The following is a 14,809-nucleotide window of genomic DNA, read 5'->3' on the forward strand; positions in this document are numbered from 1 at the left end:
GGCTTCCCTTGGGTGAATCGCCACCCCCACAGCCTAACTCAGCCGGGCTGCGCCGTCAGCCGGGGCTTACTGCCACCATGGAAACGTGACGGATAGCCTGCTAAGTTACTGCTTTCTCCAAGAGCACATGGAATGTCCATCAAGCCCTTTACCGATCCGGAAGCCGCCAAGGGTGTTGCCTTTGGCCTGACCGCCTATGTCATGTGGGGCTGCTTTCCACTGTTCTTTGCCCTGTTCCAGGGTGTGCCCGCCTTCGAGGTTCTGATCCACCGCATTATCTGGTCCTGCCTCTTCCTGGTGGGTCTGGTCACGGTGATGAATCGCTGGCGCCCGATACGCCAGGCACTGGCCGAGCCAAGGCGGCTCGGACGCGTGCTCGGCTGCGCCGTGCTGATCGCCATCAACTGGGGGCTCTACATTTATGCGGTGGAGACACGGCAGGTCTTCCAGGCCAGCCTGGCTATTTCCTGACGCCGCTGGTCAATGTGGCACTCGGCATGCTGGTGCTGCGCGAACGGATGGCCGGCGTGCAGAGCCTGGCCGTTCTGCTGGCGGCAACGGCGATCGTCATACAGCTGGTACTGCTGGGGGAGTTGCCGTGGATCAGCCTGAGCCTGGCACTCTCCTTCGGCACCTACGGCCTGTTGCGCAAGCAGGTTCCCCTGGATGGCCTCTCGGGCCTCTTTGTGGAAACCCTGCTGCTGCTTCCCCTGGGGCTGATGGCGCTTTCCTGGCTGTCGATGGCCGATCTCTCCCATTTTCTCGACACGTCTCGGACCACGCTGCTGCTGATAGCCAGTGGAGTGATCACCGCTCTGCCCCTGCTGGCCTTTGCCGGTGCCGCCCGTCGGCTACGCTTGGCAACGCTGGGTTTTCTGATGTACCTCAACCCCACCATCCAGTTTTTCATCGCCCTGCTGGTATTCCGTGAGCCGCTATCAGTGATCCAGCTGGCCACCTTCGTGCTGATCTGGGCCAGCCTTGCGCTCTACTCCTGGTCGGCCTGGCACTCCCGGAGCGCACGCCACTGGCCCCGGCAGGGCATCAGTCGGACTGAAGGAGTGATGTCCTCGCCCGGTCAAGCCGCCTCGGGCTTGTAGCCGATACGGAAACCGCCCCAGTGCTTGCCACCCACGTAGATCGGCACCGAGAGGTCGTGCATGATCTCGCCGGTGTCGCGCTTGTAGGTCTGCAGCAGCAGCGTCTCCTCATGGGAACCACAGCGCTGCCCGGTGGGATCCTCGTAGATACGACGGTTACGGCAGAACTTGAGGTCGTGATCGTAGTCGCCGCTGGGTGGCTGGCTGACGCTCTGGTTGTGGGTCGGTATGTAGCCGCGGCGGTCGATACCAATGGCATAGGCCACCCCTAGCTGCTCCAGCAGCGGCTCCTGGATGGCCGGGAAGTGTTCGTCCGTGTAGCTGACGAATCCGGTCAAGTGCTGCGGGGGGTTGGTGCCGGGTATCGGCGTGTAGGTGGCATGAAAGAGTGTCTGCTCATCGAGCTCACCGCGCTTGATGGCCGATTCAAGCAGTGAACCGAGAGCGGCAGCGGCTTTGCGCGCCGCGCCGAACACCTGCTGGTGACGCCCTTCCAGTCGCTGTTGAGCCAGCGCTCCATCGACGGCTTCCGCCCCCTCCATGAGCGAACGGGCCTGGGTCGCCAGCCCATGCATATCCCGGTTACCTTGCTCGGTTTCACTCTCCAGCGTCGTCAGCGTTCCCGCCACCCGTTGAGAGTGCTGGTTGGTATCGTCCATGGCCTCGGCGATCGAACGGATCTCGCTTTCGACCTGATCGAAGTTGCCGGTCATCTCGGTGAGCTGTTCACCCACCTTGCTCATCTCCTTGGCACGATCGCCGACGCGCTGCATCAGATGACCGATGGTGTCGACCACGCGATGGCTGCTGTCGCCGATATCACCCACCAGGGCCTCTACGTTGCGTGTGGCATCCGCCGTTCGCCCCGCCAGCTGACGCACCTCACCGGCCACCACGGCAAAACCGCGGCCGTGCTCGCCGGCACGGGCCGCCTCGATCGAGGCGTTCAATGACAGCAGGTTGGTCTGTTCGGCGATCTCCTCGATCAACGAGGTGACATGGCGAACGCTATCGGCTTTCTGGCTCAACATGTTGAGCAACTCAAGCGCCTCTTCCGAACGCTCGGCCAATGCCTGCATCTCTTCGATGACCTGGCCCAGCGCTTCGCGGCTGACGTGACTGGCATCCCGGGAGCGGCTGGCGAGGCTCGCCACGTTGGCCGCGCTCGCTGCCACCTGTTCGATGGCGGAGGTGATCGAGGCCATGCTGGCGGAAGCCTCTCGCACCGTGTGCCCCTGGCGTTCCAGGCGCTGATCCATGCGGTCGGCATGATGCGACACTTCGGCAGAGGCAATGGCGGTATTGCTGGCCTGTCGTATCAGCCCATGGGCCATGCGCCGCAACGACAGGTAATCGCGGGTCGCCGGCAGCAGGGCCTTGATGCCCTGCGCCTCCAGGGTGGCGGCATTGGCACGATAGACGCTCGCCATGCCTGTCAGGGCCAGCAGGCCGCCTGCCACGACACCCAGGACCAGGCCCAGGTAGGCTGACCCCCCAGCGCCGGGGTCACTCAACAGGAAAACGCCCGCGGCAAGAGAGACCGCGGCTAACAGAAACATCAGTATCCGCATGACGCCTTATCTCTTTGTTATTGGAAGTATCCAGAGAGTAGCGTCTTGCATATGTCATTAGCATCCCCACTTTGGCCTGAGAGACCAAAGCAGAACTAAAGACGGTGAAAAGTCAGCCGATAAGACGGGCTCATCTAATCATGTGCCCCCGGGAGCAGGGCCACCCCAGGAAGGAGCGGCCCGCATCCTCATGCCTGGCTGGCAGAGAGCGCCTGCTCCAGGTCGGCAATGATGTCATCGACATGCTCGATACCGATCGACAACCGCACCATGTCCGCGGTCACTCCGGCCGCCTTCAATTCCTCGTCATTGAGCTGTCGGTGGGTGGTCGAGGCGGGGATCGACGAGCAGGTCTTGGCATCGCCGATGTTGACCAGGCGCAGGATCATTCCAAGTGCGTCGTAGAAGCGCGCTCCCGCCTCGCGACCGCCCTGGATACCGAAGCTGAGGATGCCCGAGGCCTGTCCGTTCATGTAGCGCTGGGCCAGCTCGTGATCCTTGTGGCCGGGAAGGCCGGCATACTGGACCCAGTTGACCGCCGGATGCCCCTCCAGGTACTCGGCTACCTTGCGTGCGTTGTCACAGATACGCTCGATTCGCAGCGAGAGCGTCTCCAGGCCCTGCAGCAGATTCCAGGCGGCCTGCGCCGAAAGGGCGGCGCCCATGTTGCGCAGCGGCACCACCCGGGCGCGAGCGATGAAGGCGGCTTCGCCCACGTCACGGGTATAGCTCACCCCATGGTAGGAGACATCGGGCTCGTTGAGCAGCGGAAAACGCTGCGCATGGTCGGCCCAGGGAAACTTGCCGGAGTCGACGATGACGCCACCCACCGTGGTGCCATGACCACCGATGTACTTGGTGGCCGAATGAATGACGATATCCGCCCCGTGCTCGATCGGCCGCCACAGGAAGGGCGTGGGCACGGTGTTGTCGACGATCACGGGCACACCATGGCGGTGGGCGGCCTCCGCCAGCTTCACCATGTCGACCACGCTGCCAGAGGGGTTGCCGACGCTTTCGCAGAATACGGCCTTGGTGCGCGCATCGATCAACGATTCGATGCCGGCGATGTCATCCTTGTCGGCGAAGCGCACTTCGATGCCCTGTCGCGGCAAGGTGTGCGCAAACAGGTTATAGGTGCCGCCATACAGCTCGCTGATGGAGACGATATTGTCACCGGCCTCGGCGATGGTCTGGATGGCATAGGTGATCGCCGCCATGCCGGAGGCCACCGCCAGGCCGGCGATACCGCCCTCCAGTGCGGCTACGCGCTGCTCCAGCACCGCACAGGTGGGGTTCATGATGCGCGAATAGATGTTCCCCTCCACCTTGAGGTCGAACAGGTCGGCGGCATGCTGCGCGCTGTCGAAGGAAAACGAGGTCGTCTGGTGGATAGGAACGGCCACGGCGTGCTGGTCGTCGGGAGAGTAGCCGTGGTGCAGGGCAATGGTTTCGGGCTTCATGGCAGATCCTGATGGATGGAAGAAACGGTTGAGTATTTCACCTGATGCTAACCAACTCTCAACCCTACCACCAATATCGTTTAGTCTGGTGCCCTACGCCCTGCTGCCGGCCCCGATATCCAACCTCGAAGAGAACGGATGCTCAAACGCTATCTGCCAATACTGACATGGCTGCCCCACTACAACCGCCGGCTGTGCGGCGCCGACCTGCTGGCCGGTGCGATCGTCACCATGATGGTGATACCGCAGTCCCTGGCTTACGCCATCCTTGCCGGCCTGCCGCCGGTGGTGGGTCTCTACGCCAGCCTGCTCCCGCTGTTGGCCTATACGCTGCTGGGCACCAGCCGTACGCTTGCCGTGGGCCCCGTCGCGATCATCGCGCTGATGACCGGGGCAGCCCTGAGCGATGTCGCCGCACCAGGCAGCGCGGCTTATCTCCAGGCCGCCCTGGTGCTGTCGCTGCTCTCCGGGCTAATCCTGTTGATCATGGGTGCCCTGCGCATGGGCTTCCTGACCAACTTCCTTAGCCACCCGGTGATAGCCGGCTTCCTGTCCGCTTCCGGCATCCTCATCGCGGCCAGCCAGGCCGGCCACCTGCTGGGTATCGAGGCCACCTCCACGGCGCTGTTGCCAAGGATATCGGAGCTTGCCGTCGGACTGCCGCAAGCCCACCTGCCGACCCTGGCCATGGGCAGCGGATGCCTTCTATTCCTGATCCTGCTTCGCCTTCGCGGCAAGCGCGCGCTGCGTGGACTCGGCCTGCCCGGCAACCTGGCCGACCTGATCACCCGGGGAGGCCCCGTTCTCGCCGTGGTGGTGACCACATGGGTCACCTGGCGTTTCGACCTCGCCGCTCAGGGTGTGGCCGTCATCGGCGACATCCCCCGTGGGCTGCCCCCACTGACGATTCCCGGCTTCGATGGGTCACTATGGCGAGCCCTGTTGATCCCTGCCTTTCTCATCAGCGTGGTGGGCTTTGTGGAGTCCATCTCAATGGGGCAGATGCTCGCCGCCAGGCGGCGTGAACGCATCTCTCCCAATCAGGAACTGATCGGGCTCGGCGGGGCCAACGTGGCAGCGGCTTTCTCTGCCGGCATGCCCGTCACCGGGGGGCTCTCGCGCACGGTGATCAACTATGATGCAGGAGCCCGCACACCGCTTGCCGGCTTTTTTGCCGCCATCGGTATCGGCGCAGTCACGCTGTACTTCACCCCGGCCCTCTACCATCTGCCCATCGCCACACTGGCCGCCACCATCACCGTGGCCATCCTTACCCTGGTGGACATCCCCATGATCCGCCAGACCTGGCGTTACTCCCGCAGCGACTTCTCCGCCATGGCGCTGACCATCCTGTTGACCCTGGTGGAAGGGGTGGAGGCCGGAATCATCAGTGGTGTCGCACTCTCCATCGGGCTGTTCCTCTATCGCACCAGCCGCCCCCACAGTGCATTGGTGGGCCGCATACCGGAGACCGAGCACTTCCGCAACGTCGAGCGTCACGACACCGAGACCGTCAGCCACCTGGCCCTGTTGCGCATCGATGAAAGCCTTTACTTCGCCAATGCCCGCTACCTGGAGGACACCGTCTACGACCTGGTCGCCACCCATCCCGAGCTCGAGCATGTCGTGCTTATCTGCTCGGCGGTCAACCTGATCGACGCCTCCGCCCTGGAGAGCCTCGACGCCATCAACGGGCGCCTATCCGACTCGAGGGTGACGCTGCACCTGGCCGAAGTGAAGGGGCCGGTCATGGACCAGTTGAAGCGCAGCGACTTTCTCGACGACATGACCGGCCGGGTATTCCTCAGCACTTACGCAGCTTGGCGCGAGCTGTCCCGCCCCTCCGACTCCATGAAGTGACAGCGCGGCCTCGGACACCTCCTGACATGTGAGACGACTATACCTTGGTCGCATCTTGCCATTTTCCGCGACCCATTCTGCATCAGGTTCCTTTCCCCTTCCGGTGATTTATCAACCGGTTGACGCCTGCGTTCCGCCAAGCGGAAGTCGACGCCCCACGGCAAGTACAAGCATGCGTTGACACCGCGTCACTGCCTTATCTAGTATCGAGCTCGGTTTCGGAATCAAATACCGCATAGCAAAACAACAATCGCATTTTTCACCAATGGAGTCGCCATATGCGCCAGCTCTCCCGCTCACTCATCACCGCCGCCTTGCCGCTCTCGCTGCTGACTGCCGGCGTTACCCAAGCCACCGAGGTGGATCTGCCGGGGACCATGGCATGGACCGCCTACGGCACCAATTCCAGCGGTTACGCCCAGGCCGTCGCCATCGGCAACATGCTGCAGAACCAATACGGCACCTCGGTTCGCATCCTGCCGGGTGACAACGATGTCTCCCGCATGACCCCGCTCAAGCAGGGTCGCGTCGACCTCTGTGCCTGTGGCATTGCCAGCTACTACGGCGCAGAAGGCGTCATGATGTTCGCCGACCGCGACTGGGGCCCACAGCCGATACGGGTGATCACCACCTCCACGGCTTCCTTCGGCCTGTCGCTGGCGGTGGCGGGAGATCTCGACGTGAAAACCCCGGCCGACCTGAAAGGCAAGCGGATCGCTTACATCCGCGGTGACGACGCCTGAACAAGGGCACGGAAGCCTATCTGGCCTTCGGTGGCCTCACCTGGGATGACGTGGAACGGGTCGATTACCCCGGCTATTCGCGCTCCTTCGACGGCATCATTGCCGGCAATGTGGATGCTTCCTTCACCACCACCGTCACGCCTCCCGCACAGCAATTGGCCAGCAGCCCCCGCGGCATCAGCTGGCCGGTGCTGGACCCGGACTATGCCGAGGGCTGGGAGCGCATGATGGCCGTGGCGCCCTACTTCCGCCCCCATGAGGTCACTGCCGGCGCAGGCAACGTCAGTGCCGACAACCCCGTGCCCAGTGCCAGCTATCCCTACCCCATCGTGGTCGCCAACCGTGACCTGGACGACAAGGTGGCCCATGGCCTGATCAAGGCCCTCCAGGACAACTACGATGATTACAAGGATGCAGCACCGGGAGCGGTAGGCTATGCCTTCGAGTTCCAGGATCTGCAGTGGGTCGTGCCATTCCACGATGCGGTCGTAGCGTACTACGACGAGATTGGCGTCTGGACGGATGAGATGCAGGCACACCAGGACGCACTGGTGGAGCGCCAGGAGCTGCTCATGGCCACTTGGGACGGTTTCCTTGCCGCTGCCCCCGACGATGAGGACGAGTTCCGTGATGCCTGGATGCAGGCCCGTGCTCAGGCACTCAACGATGCAGGGCTCGATCCGGTCTTCAAGTAAGTCGAGCCCCTCAGCCTGACCCCCGGGGCGGCCTCGCCGCCCCCTTTTCGATTCACGGACGCCGCCATGACGACCCCCACCGCCCAAAACGTGTCGACGCGCCAGTTCAAGGAAAAGGTGACACACATTCGTCCGCTTCCCGTCGCACTGCGCTGGATACCCGGCGCGGTGACGGTCGTGCTGATGATGATGACGCTGGACTACCTGTTCAACATGGGCTGGCTGCGCTTCATCACGGGTCTTGAGACCCAGTTCTACTACGCCGTGGTAGCGCTGCTGCTGCCCCTGGTCTATCTACTGTGGCCGATCAAGCGTCACTGCAGCACCGTTCGATACCCTGGTATGACTACGCGCTGAGCCTCGCCACGCTGATCGTCGGTGGCTACTTCGTCTACCATGCCGAGTCGATCCTCGAGCGCGGCTGGGCCTTCGCCGCGCCCGATACCGCCATCATCGCCAGCTATGCCTGGTGGCTGCTTATCGTGGAGGCAGCCCGCCGTGCCGGTGGTTGGCCCATTGCCGTCATCGTTTCGCTGTTTTCGCTCTACCCGCTGGTTGCAGACGTCATGCCCGGGCCCATCCAGGCCTTCCCCTCCACCCTGGAGGAGACGGCCATGTACCACACCATGAGTACCGAGAGCATCATGGGGGTGCCGCTGCAGGCCTTCGCCGGCCTGGTCATCGGCTTTTTGGTCTTCGGTGTGGTATTGCAGAAAAGCGGAGGCGGCAAATTCTTCATCAACCTGGCCTTCGCCCTGCTCGGCCATGTTCGCGGCGGGCCCGCCAAGGTGTCGATCTTCTCCAGTGGCTGATGGGCTCGATGAGCGGCAGCGTGATCAGCAACGTGCTGACCACCGGCGTACTGTCGATTCCCGCCATGCGCCGCATCGGCATGGGCCGCTCCTTTTCCGGCGGCGTGGAGGCCTGCGCCTCCACCGGTGGCGTGCTGATGCCCCCGGTGATGGGGGCCACAGCCTTCGTCATGGCGATGTTCCTGGACGTGCCGTACTCCGCCGTGGCCCTGGCCGCCGTGATCCCCTCGATCCTCTACTTCCTCGGCTTGTTCATCCAGATCGATGCCTATGCCGCCCGCCACGATATCAAGGGCCTGCCCGCCGCGGAGCTGCCCTCGCTGTGGCAGACCCTCAAGGAGGGCTGGTACTTCATCTTCGTCTTCGCCCTGCTGGTATGGATGCTGCTGGTGATGCAGCGGGAAGCCGTGGCGCCCTTCTACGCCACCGCCCTGCTGTTGGTACTCAACCAGTTCTCCCGTCACAACCGCTGGGGCTTCAAAGACATTGGCGAAGCACTCTCCTCAGCCGCCAAGCTGTTCGCCGAACTCATCGCCATCCTGGCCGGCGTCGGCATGCTGGTCGGTGCGCTTTCCATGACGGGGCTCTCCGGCACCATCGCCAACGACTTCATCCACATTGCGGGAGGCAGCGTGCCGCTGCTGCTGCTCATGGGTGCATTGACCAGCTTCGTGCTCGGCATCGGCATGACCGTCACCGCCGCCTATATTTTCCTTGCGGTGGCCCTGGCGCCGGCACTGATCCAGGGCGGCGGGCTCGACCCCATGGCCGTGCACATGTTCATCCTCTACTGGGGCATGCTCAGCTTCATCACCCCACCGGTGGCGCTGGGCGCCTTCGCCGCTGCCACGGTGGCGGGGGCGCGCCCCATGGCCACCGGCCTGCAGGCCATGCGCCTGGGCAGCGTGATCTACTTCATTCCCTTCCTGTTCGTGCTCAACCCGGCACTGATCATGCAGGGGGAGCCACTGCAGATTGGCCTGGTGTTCGTCCAGGCGCTGGTGGGCATCGTACTGTTCGCCTCCGCCATGCAAGGCTACCTGATGGGTGTGGGCAGGCTCGGCGTCGGTGCCATCCACGAAACAGTCGTTCGCGGCCTGGTGCTGGCGGCAGGCCTGCTCTTCGCCCTGCCCGGCGGCGGCATGGTGCCGCTCAGCCAGCTCGAGCTGTTTGTCTTCGCCCTCGCCGCCCTGGTCCCTGCGGTGCTGCTCGCACGCTGGAGCCAGCACCAGGCCCGGCCCCGTGCGGCCTCCATGTCGCCACCCATCGACTCATGAGCGCACCCCATGCCTTACGCCTTTCAACTGACTGCTGACACTGCGAGTGATGACTTATGACGACACCGGTCACCTACCAGCGCCATGACGACATCGGTGTAATCACCATCGACAATCCACCGTCAATGCCCTGGGCCAGGCCGTAAGACAGGGGCTGGTCGAGGCGGTAACCCGGGGCATCGAGGACAGCCAGGCCCGCGCCCTGCTACTTGTCGCCAAGGGACGCACCTTCATCGCTGGCGCCGATATCCGGGAGTTCGGCAAGCCCCCCCAGGCCCCCCTGCTGCCCGACGTCATCAGGCATCTGGAATCCACCCCCAAGCCCATCGTCGTGGCACTTCACGGCACGGCACTCGGTGGCGGGCTTGAGGTCGCCCTGGGTTGCCAGCTAAGGGTCGCGCTGCCGGGTACCCGGGTGGGTCTGCCCGAGGTCAAACTCGGGCTACTGCCGGGAGCGGGCGGTACCCAGCGATTGCCGAGGCTCGCCGGCGTCGACGCCGCACTGGACCTGATCACCAGCGGGCGTTTCGCCAGCGCCGATGAGGCCCTGTCACTTGGCATCATCGATACCATCCGCGACGCTGACAGCCCTCTCGATGCCGGCCTGTCAGTGGTCCGGGAGATGCTCGCGGGCACGCTCGAGCCCCGTGTGACCGGCGAGCTGCCACCGGCCAAGGCCAATCTCGAGGCCATCGCCGACTACCACGCCAGGCTCGAGGCAGAATCACCCGAACTCTTCTCGCCGTTTCGTTGTGTCGAGGCCATTGCCGCCAGCACCGAGGGCAGCCTCGAGGAAGGCCTTCGCCGCGAACGCGAACTGTTCCTGGCCTGCATGGATTCCCCCCAGCGGGCGGGTCTTATCCACGCCTTCTTTGCCGCCCGGGCCCCCCACAAGGTCCCCGGGGCAAATAGCCCCCCGCCCCTGACCCAGGTCGCACTATTCGGCGAGCATCCCCTTTTCCGGCAGCTTGAGGGTAACGCCGAGCGCGCCGGCATCACGCTCACCGCTTCCCCGGACTCGGCGACCCAGGCCTGCCTGGTGGCACCCGGTGCCAGTTCAGCATCATGTCCGCCGCAGTGCCTGCGTATCGACCTGCTGACGGCCACCGAGGCCACCCATCTCGAGGGGGTCGATGAGGCCGACCTGGCCCTGGTGGTGCCCTCCAGGGGGCCACTGGCGGAGCTGGTCTCCCTGGGCGCTGACGCCCACGGGCAGCAGGCGGTGGCCAACCTCCTCAAGGCCCTGCGCCAAGGGGTGGTCGTCAGCACCGGGGGCAGCCTGCTGGCGGCTCTGTCGAAGGCGGCAGGCGACAACGACGCCAACCCCCATGCGGCCATGGAGGAGGCCAGCCTCATGCTGGCGGAGCAGGGCTGGAGCTACCGCGACAGCGACATCGACCTGCTGGCCATCGAGCTCTGGGTTACCCCCGCCACCTGGGCGGCCCCCACCACCAGGCAAGCCTGACCATTCCCGACACCTCGGAGAGCACGTCATGAACCTGACCTTCACCGCCGAGGAACAGGCATTCCGCCAGGAAGTGCGTGCTTTCCTCGATACCTCCCTGCCCGGCGCCATCCGCGAGCGCGTGCGACTGGGGCGACGCCTCACCGCCGATGACCATATCCGCTGGCAAAACCTGTTGAGCGAGCGCGGATGGCTCGGTGCCAACTGGCCAAAGGCCCATGGCGGCCCGGGGTGGAGCCCCGTCCAGCGTCACATCTTCGACGAGGAGTGCGCCGCCGCCCACGCACCGACCGTGGTGCCCTTCGGCGTCAGCATGGTCGGCCCGGTGCTGATGAAGTTCGGCAGCGAGGAACAGCAGCGGCACTATCTGCCGCGAATCCTCGACAACCGCGACTGGTGGTGCCAGGCTACTCCGAGCCCGGCGCTGGTTCCGACCTGGCTGGCCTGCGCACCCGAGCCGTACGGGATGGCGACCACTACGTGGTCAGCGGACAGAAGACCTGGACCACCCTGGGCCAGCACGCCAACAGGATGTTCTGCCTGGTACGCACCGACCCCGAAGCCAAGAAGCAGGCCGGCATCAGCTTCCTGCTGATCGACATGGCAAGCCCCGGTATCAGTGTGCGCCCGATCGTGACCCTCGATGGCGCCCATGAAGTCAACGAGGTCTTTCTCGATGAGGTGCGCGTACCGGTGACCAACCGCGTGGGCGAGGAGGGAGAGGGCTGGACCTGTGCCAAGTTTCTCCTGACCCATGAACGCACCGGCATCGCCGGCCTGGGTCATGCCAAGCAGGCGCTGAGCCACCTGAAGGCACTGGCGACGACTATCCAGCATCGAGGCAGGCCGCTCCTGGAACTGCCGAGCTTCCGCCAGCGCGTGGTCAAGGCGGAGCTGGAGCTGATGGCGCTGGAGGTTACCAACCTGAGGGTCATCGCCGCCGCCCGTGACGGCGGCGTTCCCGGCGCGGAGAGCTCCCTGCTGAAGGTGCGCGGCTCGGAGCTACGCCAGGAACTGAGCGAACTGACACGCCGTGCACTGGGGCCGGCCGCACTGCCCTTCTTCCCCGATTTTCTTCACGGTGACGCCGAACTCGACGACCCCGAGCTCTCCGAGGCGGCGGCCGCCAGCGCCCAGTACTTCAACCGCCGCAAGCTCTCCATCTACGGCGGTGCCAACGAGATACAGAAGAGCATCGTCGCCAAGACAATTCTCGGCATGTGAATCGCCGACCCTCGGCATGCAAGGAGCCCCCATGGATTTTTCCTACAGCGACGAGCAGCGCATGCTCGCCGATACCCTGGAGCGCCTGGTCGCCGACCAGACGCCGCTGGAACGACACGGCAATCAGCTGGACCCGGTACTCGCCGAGCGCTCGACACTGTGGCAGACGTTTGCCGAGCTGGGCCTGCTGCACATGCCCTTCGCCGAGGCTGTCGGCGGGCTGGGCGGCGACGGTACCGACCTGATGATCATCATGCAGGCGCTGGGACGCGGCCTGGTACCGGAACCCTACCTTGCCGGGCTGCTGCTCCCCGGCGACCTTCTGGCCCGACTTCCCGACCCTGGTCAGCGCGCACGCTGGCTCACACCCCTGATGGAGGGCGAGCACCAGCTGGCGCTGGCGTGGCAGGAAAGGGACGCCCGCTACGATCCCCATGGTATCGCCACAATCGCCAGCCCCCAGGGCAATGGCTGGCGCCTGGAAGGTGGCAAGCAGCTGGTCATCGGCGCCGCCTCTGCCGCGGCCGTCCTGGTCACCGCCCGTATCAGCCAGAGCGCCTGGGTCTCTTCCTGGTGCCCGCCACCACCCCGGGGATGACCCGCCGCGATTACCGCACCATCGACGGCCAGCCCGCCAGCGACCTGCTCCTGGAGGGGGTGGCACTGGACGATACGGCCTGTCTCAGCGAGGATGCCGCCAACGACCTCGATGCCACCTTCGCACTCGGCAGGGCTGCCCTCTGTGCGCATGCGGTGGGCGCGATGGAGGCAAGCTGCGACCAGACCCTCGCCTTCCTCAAGGAGCGTCGTCAATTCGGTGTGCCGCTCTCGAGTTTCCAGGTGCTGCAGCACCGTATGGTCGACATGCACCTGCATCTCGAGCAGGCCCGCTCCATGGCGATCCTCGCCGCTACCAGCCTCGACCTCCCTGTCGCCCAGCGGGACTACCGCATCGCCGCGGCCAAGGCCTACTGCGGGGAAGCCGCCCGCTTCGTCGCCGAACAGGCCATCCAGCTGCATGGCGCCATGGGCATGACCGACGAGTGTCAGGTCTCCCACTACGCCAAGCACCTGGTGATGTTCGACCACTACCTGGGCGACAGCGATCACCACCTCGAGTACGTCAGCGAGCAGTTGAGCGCCGCTTGACACGAAAAAGGGCCCCTCGCGGGGCCCTTTGCTTTTCCAGGATCAAGCGGCACAGTTGCCGCGCTTTCCTTACAGCTTGCTCTCCAGCTCCGGCAGAATCTCGAACAGGTCGCCAACCAGGCCGTAATCGGCCACCTGGAAGATCGGCGCCTCCTCGTCCTTGTTGATCGCCACGATCACCTTGGAGTCCTTCATGCCCGCCAGGTGCTGGATGGCACCCGAGATGCCCACGGCGATGTAGAGCTCCGGGGCGACGATCTTGCCGGTCTGACCCACCTGCATGTCGTTGGGCACGAAGCCGGCGTCCACCGCCGCCCGCGAGGCGCCGATGGCGGCACCCAGCTTGTCGGCGATGCCGTCGAGCAGCTTGAAGTTCTCGCCGCTGCCCATGCCACGACCGCCGGAGATGACCACCTTGGCACCGGCCAGCTCGGGACGGTCGCTAGCAGCCAGCTCCTGCTTGACGAAGATGGACTGGGTGTTGTCGGCCCCATTCGTGAAAGACAGGTCCACCGCCTCGATAGCGGCGCTGCCACCCTGATCTTGAAAAGAGCCAACGGCATCGAAGCCGGTGCTGCGCACGGTGATCACCTTGAGGCTGTCGGCGCTCTGCACCGTGGCGACGGCGTTGCCGGCGTAGATCGGGCGCTTGAAGGTGTCGGCGTCGACCACCTCGACGATCTCGGAGATCTGGCTGACGTCCTTGAGCGCGGCGAGGCGCGGCAGCACGTTCTTGCCGGTAGTCGAGGCGGCAGCCAGCACGTGGCTGTAGTCGCCGGCCAGTTCGACCAGAAGCGTACTCAACGGCTCGGCCAACTGGTGGGCATAGGCGGCGTTGTCGGCCACGCGGACCTTGGCCACGCCGTCCAGCTTGGCGGCAGCCTCGGCCACGGCACCGACGTTCTCGCCGGCCACCAGGATGTCGATGTCACCACCGCTGTCCTGCTGGATGGCCTGGGCCGCCGCGACCACGTGGGCGGTGGCGCCAGCGAGCTGGCCGTCGTGATGTTCTGCAAGTACCAGAATGCTCATAAAATCAGCTCCCTTCAAAGCACTGCTGTCAAAGTACTGTTGTCAAAGGACTTTGGCTTCGTTTTTCAATTTGTCCACGAGCTCGTCCACGGAGCCCACCTTGATGCCGCCCTTGCGCTCGGCCGGGGATTCGACCTTGAGCAGCGTGACCTTCGAGGCCACCTCGACGCCCAGGTCCGCCGGGGTCTTGATGTCCATCGGCTTCTTCTTGGCCTTCATGATGTCGGGCAACTTGGCGTAGCGCGGCTCGTTGAGACGCAGGTCGGTGGTGACGATGGCCGGCAGGGTCAGTTCGACGGTCTGCAGGCCGCCGTCGATCTCGCGGGTTACCTGGACCTTGTCATTGTCGACCACCACTTCAGACGCAAAGGTGCCCTGGGACAGGCCGCTCAGGGCGGCGAGCATCTGGCCGGTCTGG

The 14,809-nt window shown here is 64.6% G+C and carries 11 protein-coding genes and 3 pseudogenes; 10 read left to right on the plus strand and 4 right to left on the minus strand.

Annotation, left to right across the window (positions count from 1 at the left end; all coding sequences use genetic code 11):
- Window positions 1-132 precede the first annotated feature (132 nt).
- A pseudogene (gene rarD, locus Q427_RS21930) lies at window positions 133-1,100 on the plus strand (EamA family transporter RarD).
- On the opposite strand, the gene Q427_RS21935 reads toward rarD, so the two are convergent.
- Window positions 1,079-2,659 carry a methyl-accepting chemotaxis protein gene (locus Q427_RS21935; protein ID WP_231613844.1) on the minus strand — a complete coding sequence of 527 codons (1,581 nt, stop codon included), beginning with the start codon at window positions 2,657-2,659 and terminating at the stop codon, window positions 1,079-1,081. The pseudogene rarD and the gene Q427_RS21935 sit on opposite strands and share 22 nt — an antisense overlap.
- Before the next feature lie 200 nt (window positions 2,660-2,859).
- Window positions 2,860-4,134, minus strand: a complete 1,275-nt coding sequence (locus Q427_RS21940) for an O-acetylhomoserine aminocarboxypropyltransferase/cysteine synthase family protein (RefSeq protein WP_043517291.1) — start codon at window positions 4,132-4,134, stop codon at window positions 2,860-2,862.
- 138 nt (window positions 4,135-4,272) lie between these two features.
- Between Q427_RS21940 and Q427_RS21945 the strand changes: the two genes are divergently transcribed.
- The 9 genes and pseudogenes from Q427_RS21945 (at window position 4,273) to Q427_RS34605 (ending at window position 13,359) form a co-directional block, all read left to right on the plus strand.
- Window positions 4,273-5,994, plus strand: coding sequence for a SulP family inorganic anion transporter (locus tag Q427_RS21945; RefSeq protein ID WP_043517292.1), 1,722 nt, complete (start codon window positions 4,273-4,275; stop codon window positions 5,992-5,994).
- Window positions 5,995-6,272: 278 nt separating this feature from the next.
- A pseudogene (locus Q427_RS21950) lies at window positions 6,273-7,432 on the plus strand (TAXI family TRAP transporter solute-binding subunit).
- 66 nt (window positions 7,433-7,498) lie between these two features.
- On the plus strand, window positions 7,499-7,789 hold the full coding sequence (locus tag Q427_RS34590) for a hypothetical protein (protein ID WP_231613845.1): 291 nt from the start codon (window positions 7,499-7,501) through the stop codon (window positions 7,787-7,789).
- The gene (locus Q427_RS36480) at window positions 7,732-8,244 is read left to right on the plus strand and encodes a TRAP transporter large permease subunit (protein WP_331280683.1); all 513 of its coding nucleotides are present in this window, start codon (window positions 7,732-7,734) and stop codon (window positions 8,242-8,244) included. Before Q427_RS34590 ends, Q427_RS36480 begins: the two co-directional genes overlap by 58 nt.
- A 20-nt stretch (window positions 8,245-8,264) precedes the next feature.
- Window positions 8,265-9,521: a TRAP transporter permease gene (locus Q427_RS21955; protein ID WP_331280684.1), complete on the plus strand. Its 1,257-nt coding sequence runs from the start codon at window positions 8,265-8,267 to the stop codon at window positions 9,519-9,521.
- Between the two features lie 154 nt (window positions 9,522-9,675).
- Window positions 9,676-10,986 carry an enoyl-CoA hydratase/isomerase family protein gene (locus Q427_RS21960; protein ID WP_231613849.1) on the plus strand — a complete coding sequence of 437 codons (1,311 nt, stop codon included), beginning with the start codon at window positions 9,676-9,678 and terminating at the stop codon, window positions 10,984-10,986.
- A 28-nt stretch (window positions 10,987-11,014) separates the two neighbouring features.
- Window positions 11,015-12,210: pseudogene (locus tag Q427_RS21965) on the plus strand (acyl-CoA dehydrogenase family protein).
- Window positions 12,211-12,241: 31 nt separating this feature from the next.
- Window positions 12,242-12,808 carry an acyl-CoA dehydrogenase family protein gene (locus Q427_RS34600; RefSeq protein ID WP_231613847.1) on the plus strand — a complete coding sequence of 189 codons (567 nt, stop codon included), beginning with the start codon at window positions 12,242-12,244 and terminating at the stop codon, window positions 12,806-12,808.
- Entirely contained in the window at window positions 12,784-13,359 is a 576-nt protein-coding gene (locus Q427_RS34605; protein WP_231613848.1) for an acyl-CoA dehydrogenase, read from the plus strand. The genes Q427_RS34600 and Q427_RS34605 overlap by 25 nt, the downstream gene beginning before the upstream one ends.
- Window positions 13,360-13,428: 69 nt before the next feature.
- On the opposite strand, the gene Q427_RS21975 is transcribed toward Q427_RS34605, so the two are convergent.
- Together Q427_RS21975 and Q427_RS21980 are read right to left on the minus strand one after the other, a co-directional pair.
- Window positions 13,429-14,391 (minus strand): electron transfer flavoprotein subunit alpha/FixB family protein, encoded by a 963-nt coding sequence (locus tag Q427_RS21975; RefSeq protein WP_043517294.1) that lies wholly within the window; start codon window positions 14,389-14,391, stop codon window positions 13,429-13,431.
- 42 nt (window positions 14,392-14,433) lie between these two features.
- Window positions 14,434-14,809, minus strand: a 376-nt coding sequence (locus tag Q427_RS21980) for an electron transfer flavoprotein subunit beta/FixA family protein (RefSeq protein WP_043517304.1), incomplete at its 5' end; no start/stop codon positions are given.

It is taken from the genome of Halomonas sp. BC04 (genome assembly GCF_000568385.1).

What these genes read in the sequence shown, in the direction of transcription:
- Q427_RS21945 (WP_043517292.1), top strand. Translation starts at nt 4,273, where the DNA reads ATGCTCAAACGCTATCTGCCAATACTGACATGGCTGCCCCACTACAAC.
- Q427_RS21935 (WP_231613844.1), bottom strand. Translation starts at nt 2,659, where the DNA reads ATGTTTCTGTTAGCCGCGGTCTCTCTTGCCGCGGGCGTTTTCCTGTTG.
- Q427_RS34590 (WP_231613845.1), top strand. Translation starts at nt 7,499, where the DNA reads ATGACGACCCCCACCGCCCAAAACGTGTCGACGCGCCAGTTCAAGGAA.
- Q427_RS21940 (WP_043517291.1), bottom strand. Translation starts at nt 4,134, where the DNA reads ATGAAGCCCGAAACCATTGCCCTGCACCACGGCTACTCTCCCGACGAC.
- Q427_RS34600 (WP_231613847.1), top strand. Translation starts at nt 12,242, where the DNA reads ATGGATTTTTCCTACAGCGACGAGCAGCGCATGCTCGCCGATACCCTG.
- Q427_RS21975 (WP_043517294.1), bottom strand. Translation starts at nt 14,391, where the DNA reads ATGAGCATTCTGGTACTTGCAGAACATCACGACGGCCAGCTCGCTGGC.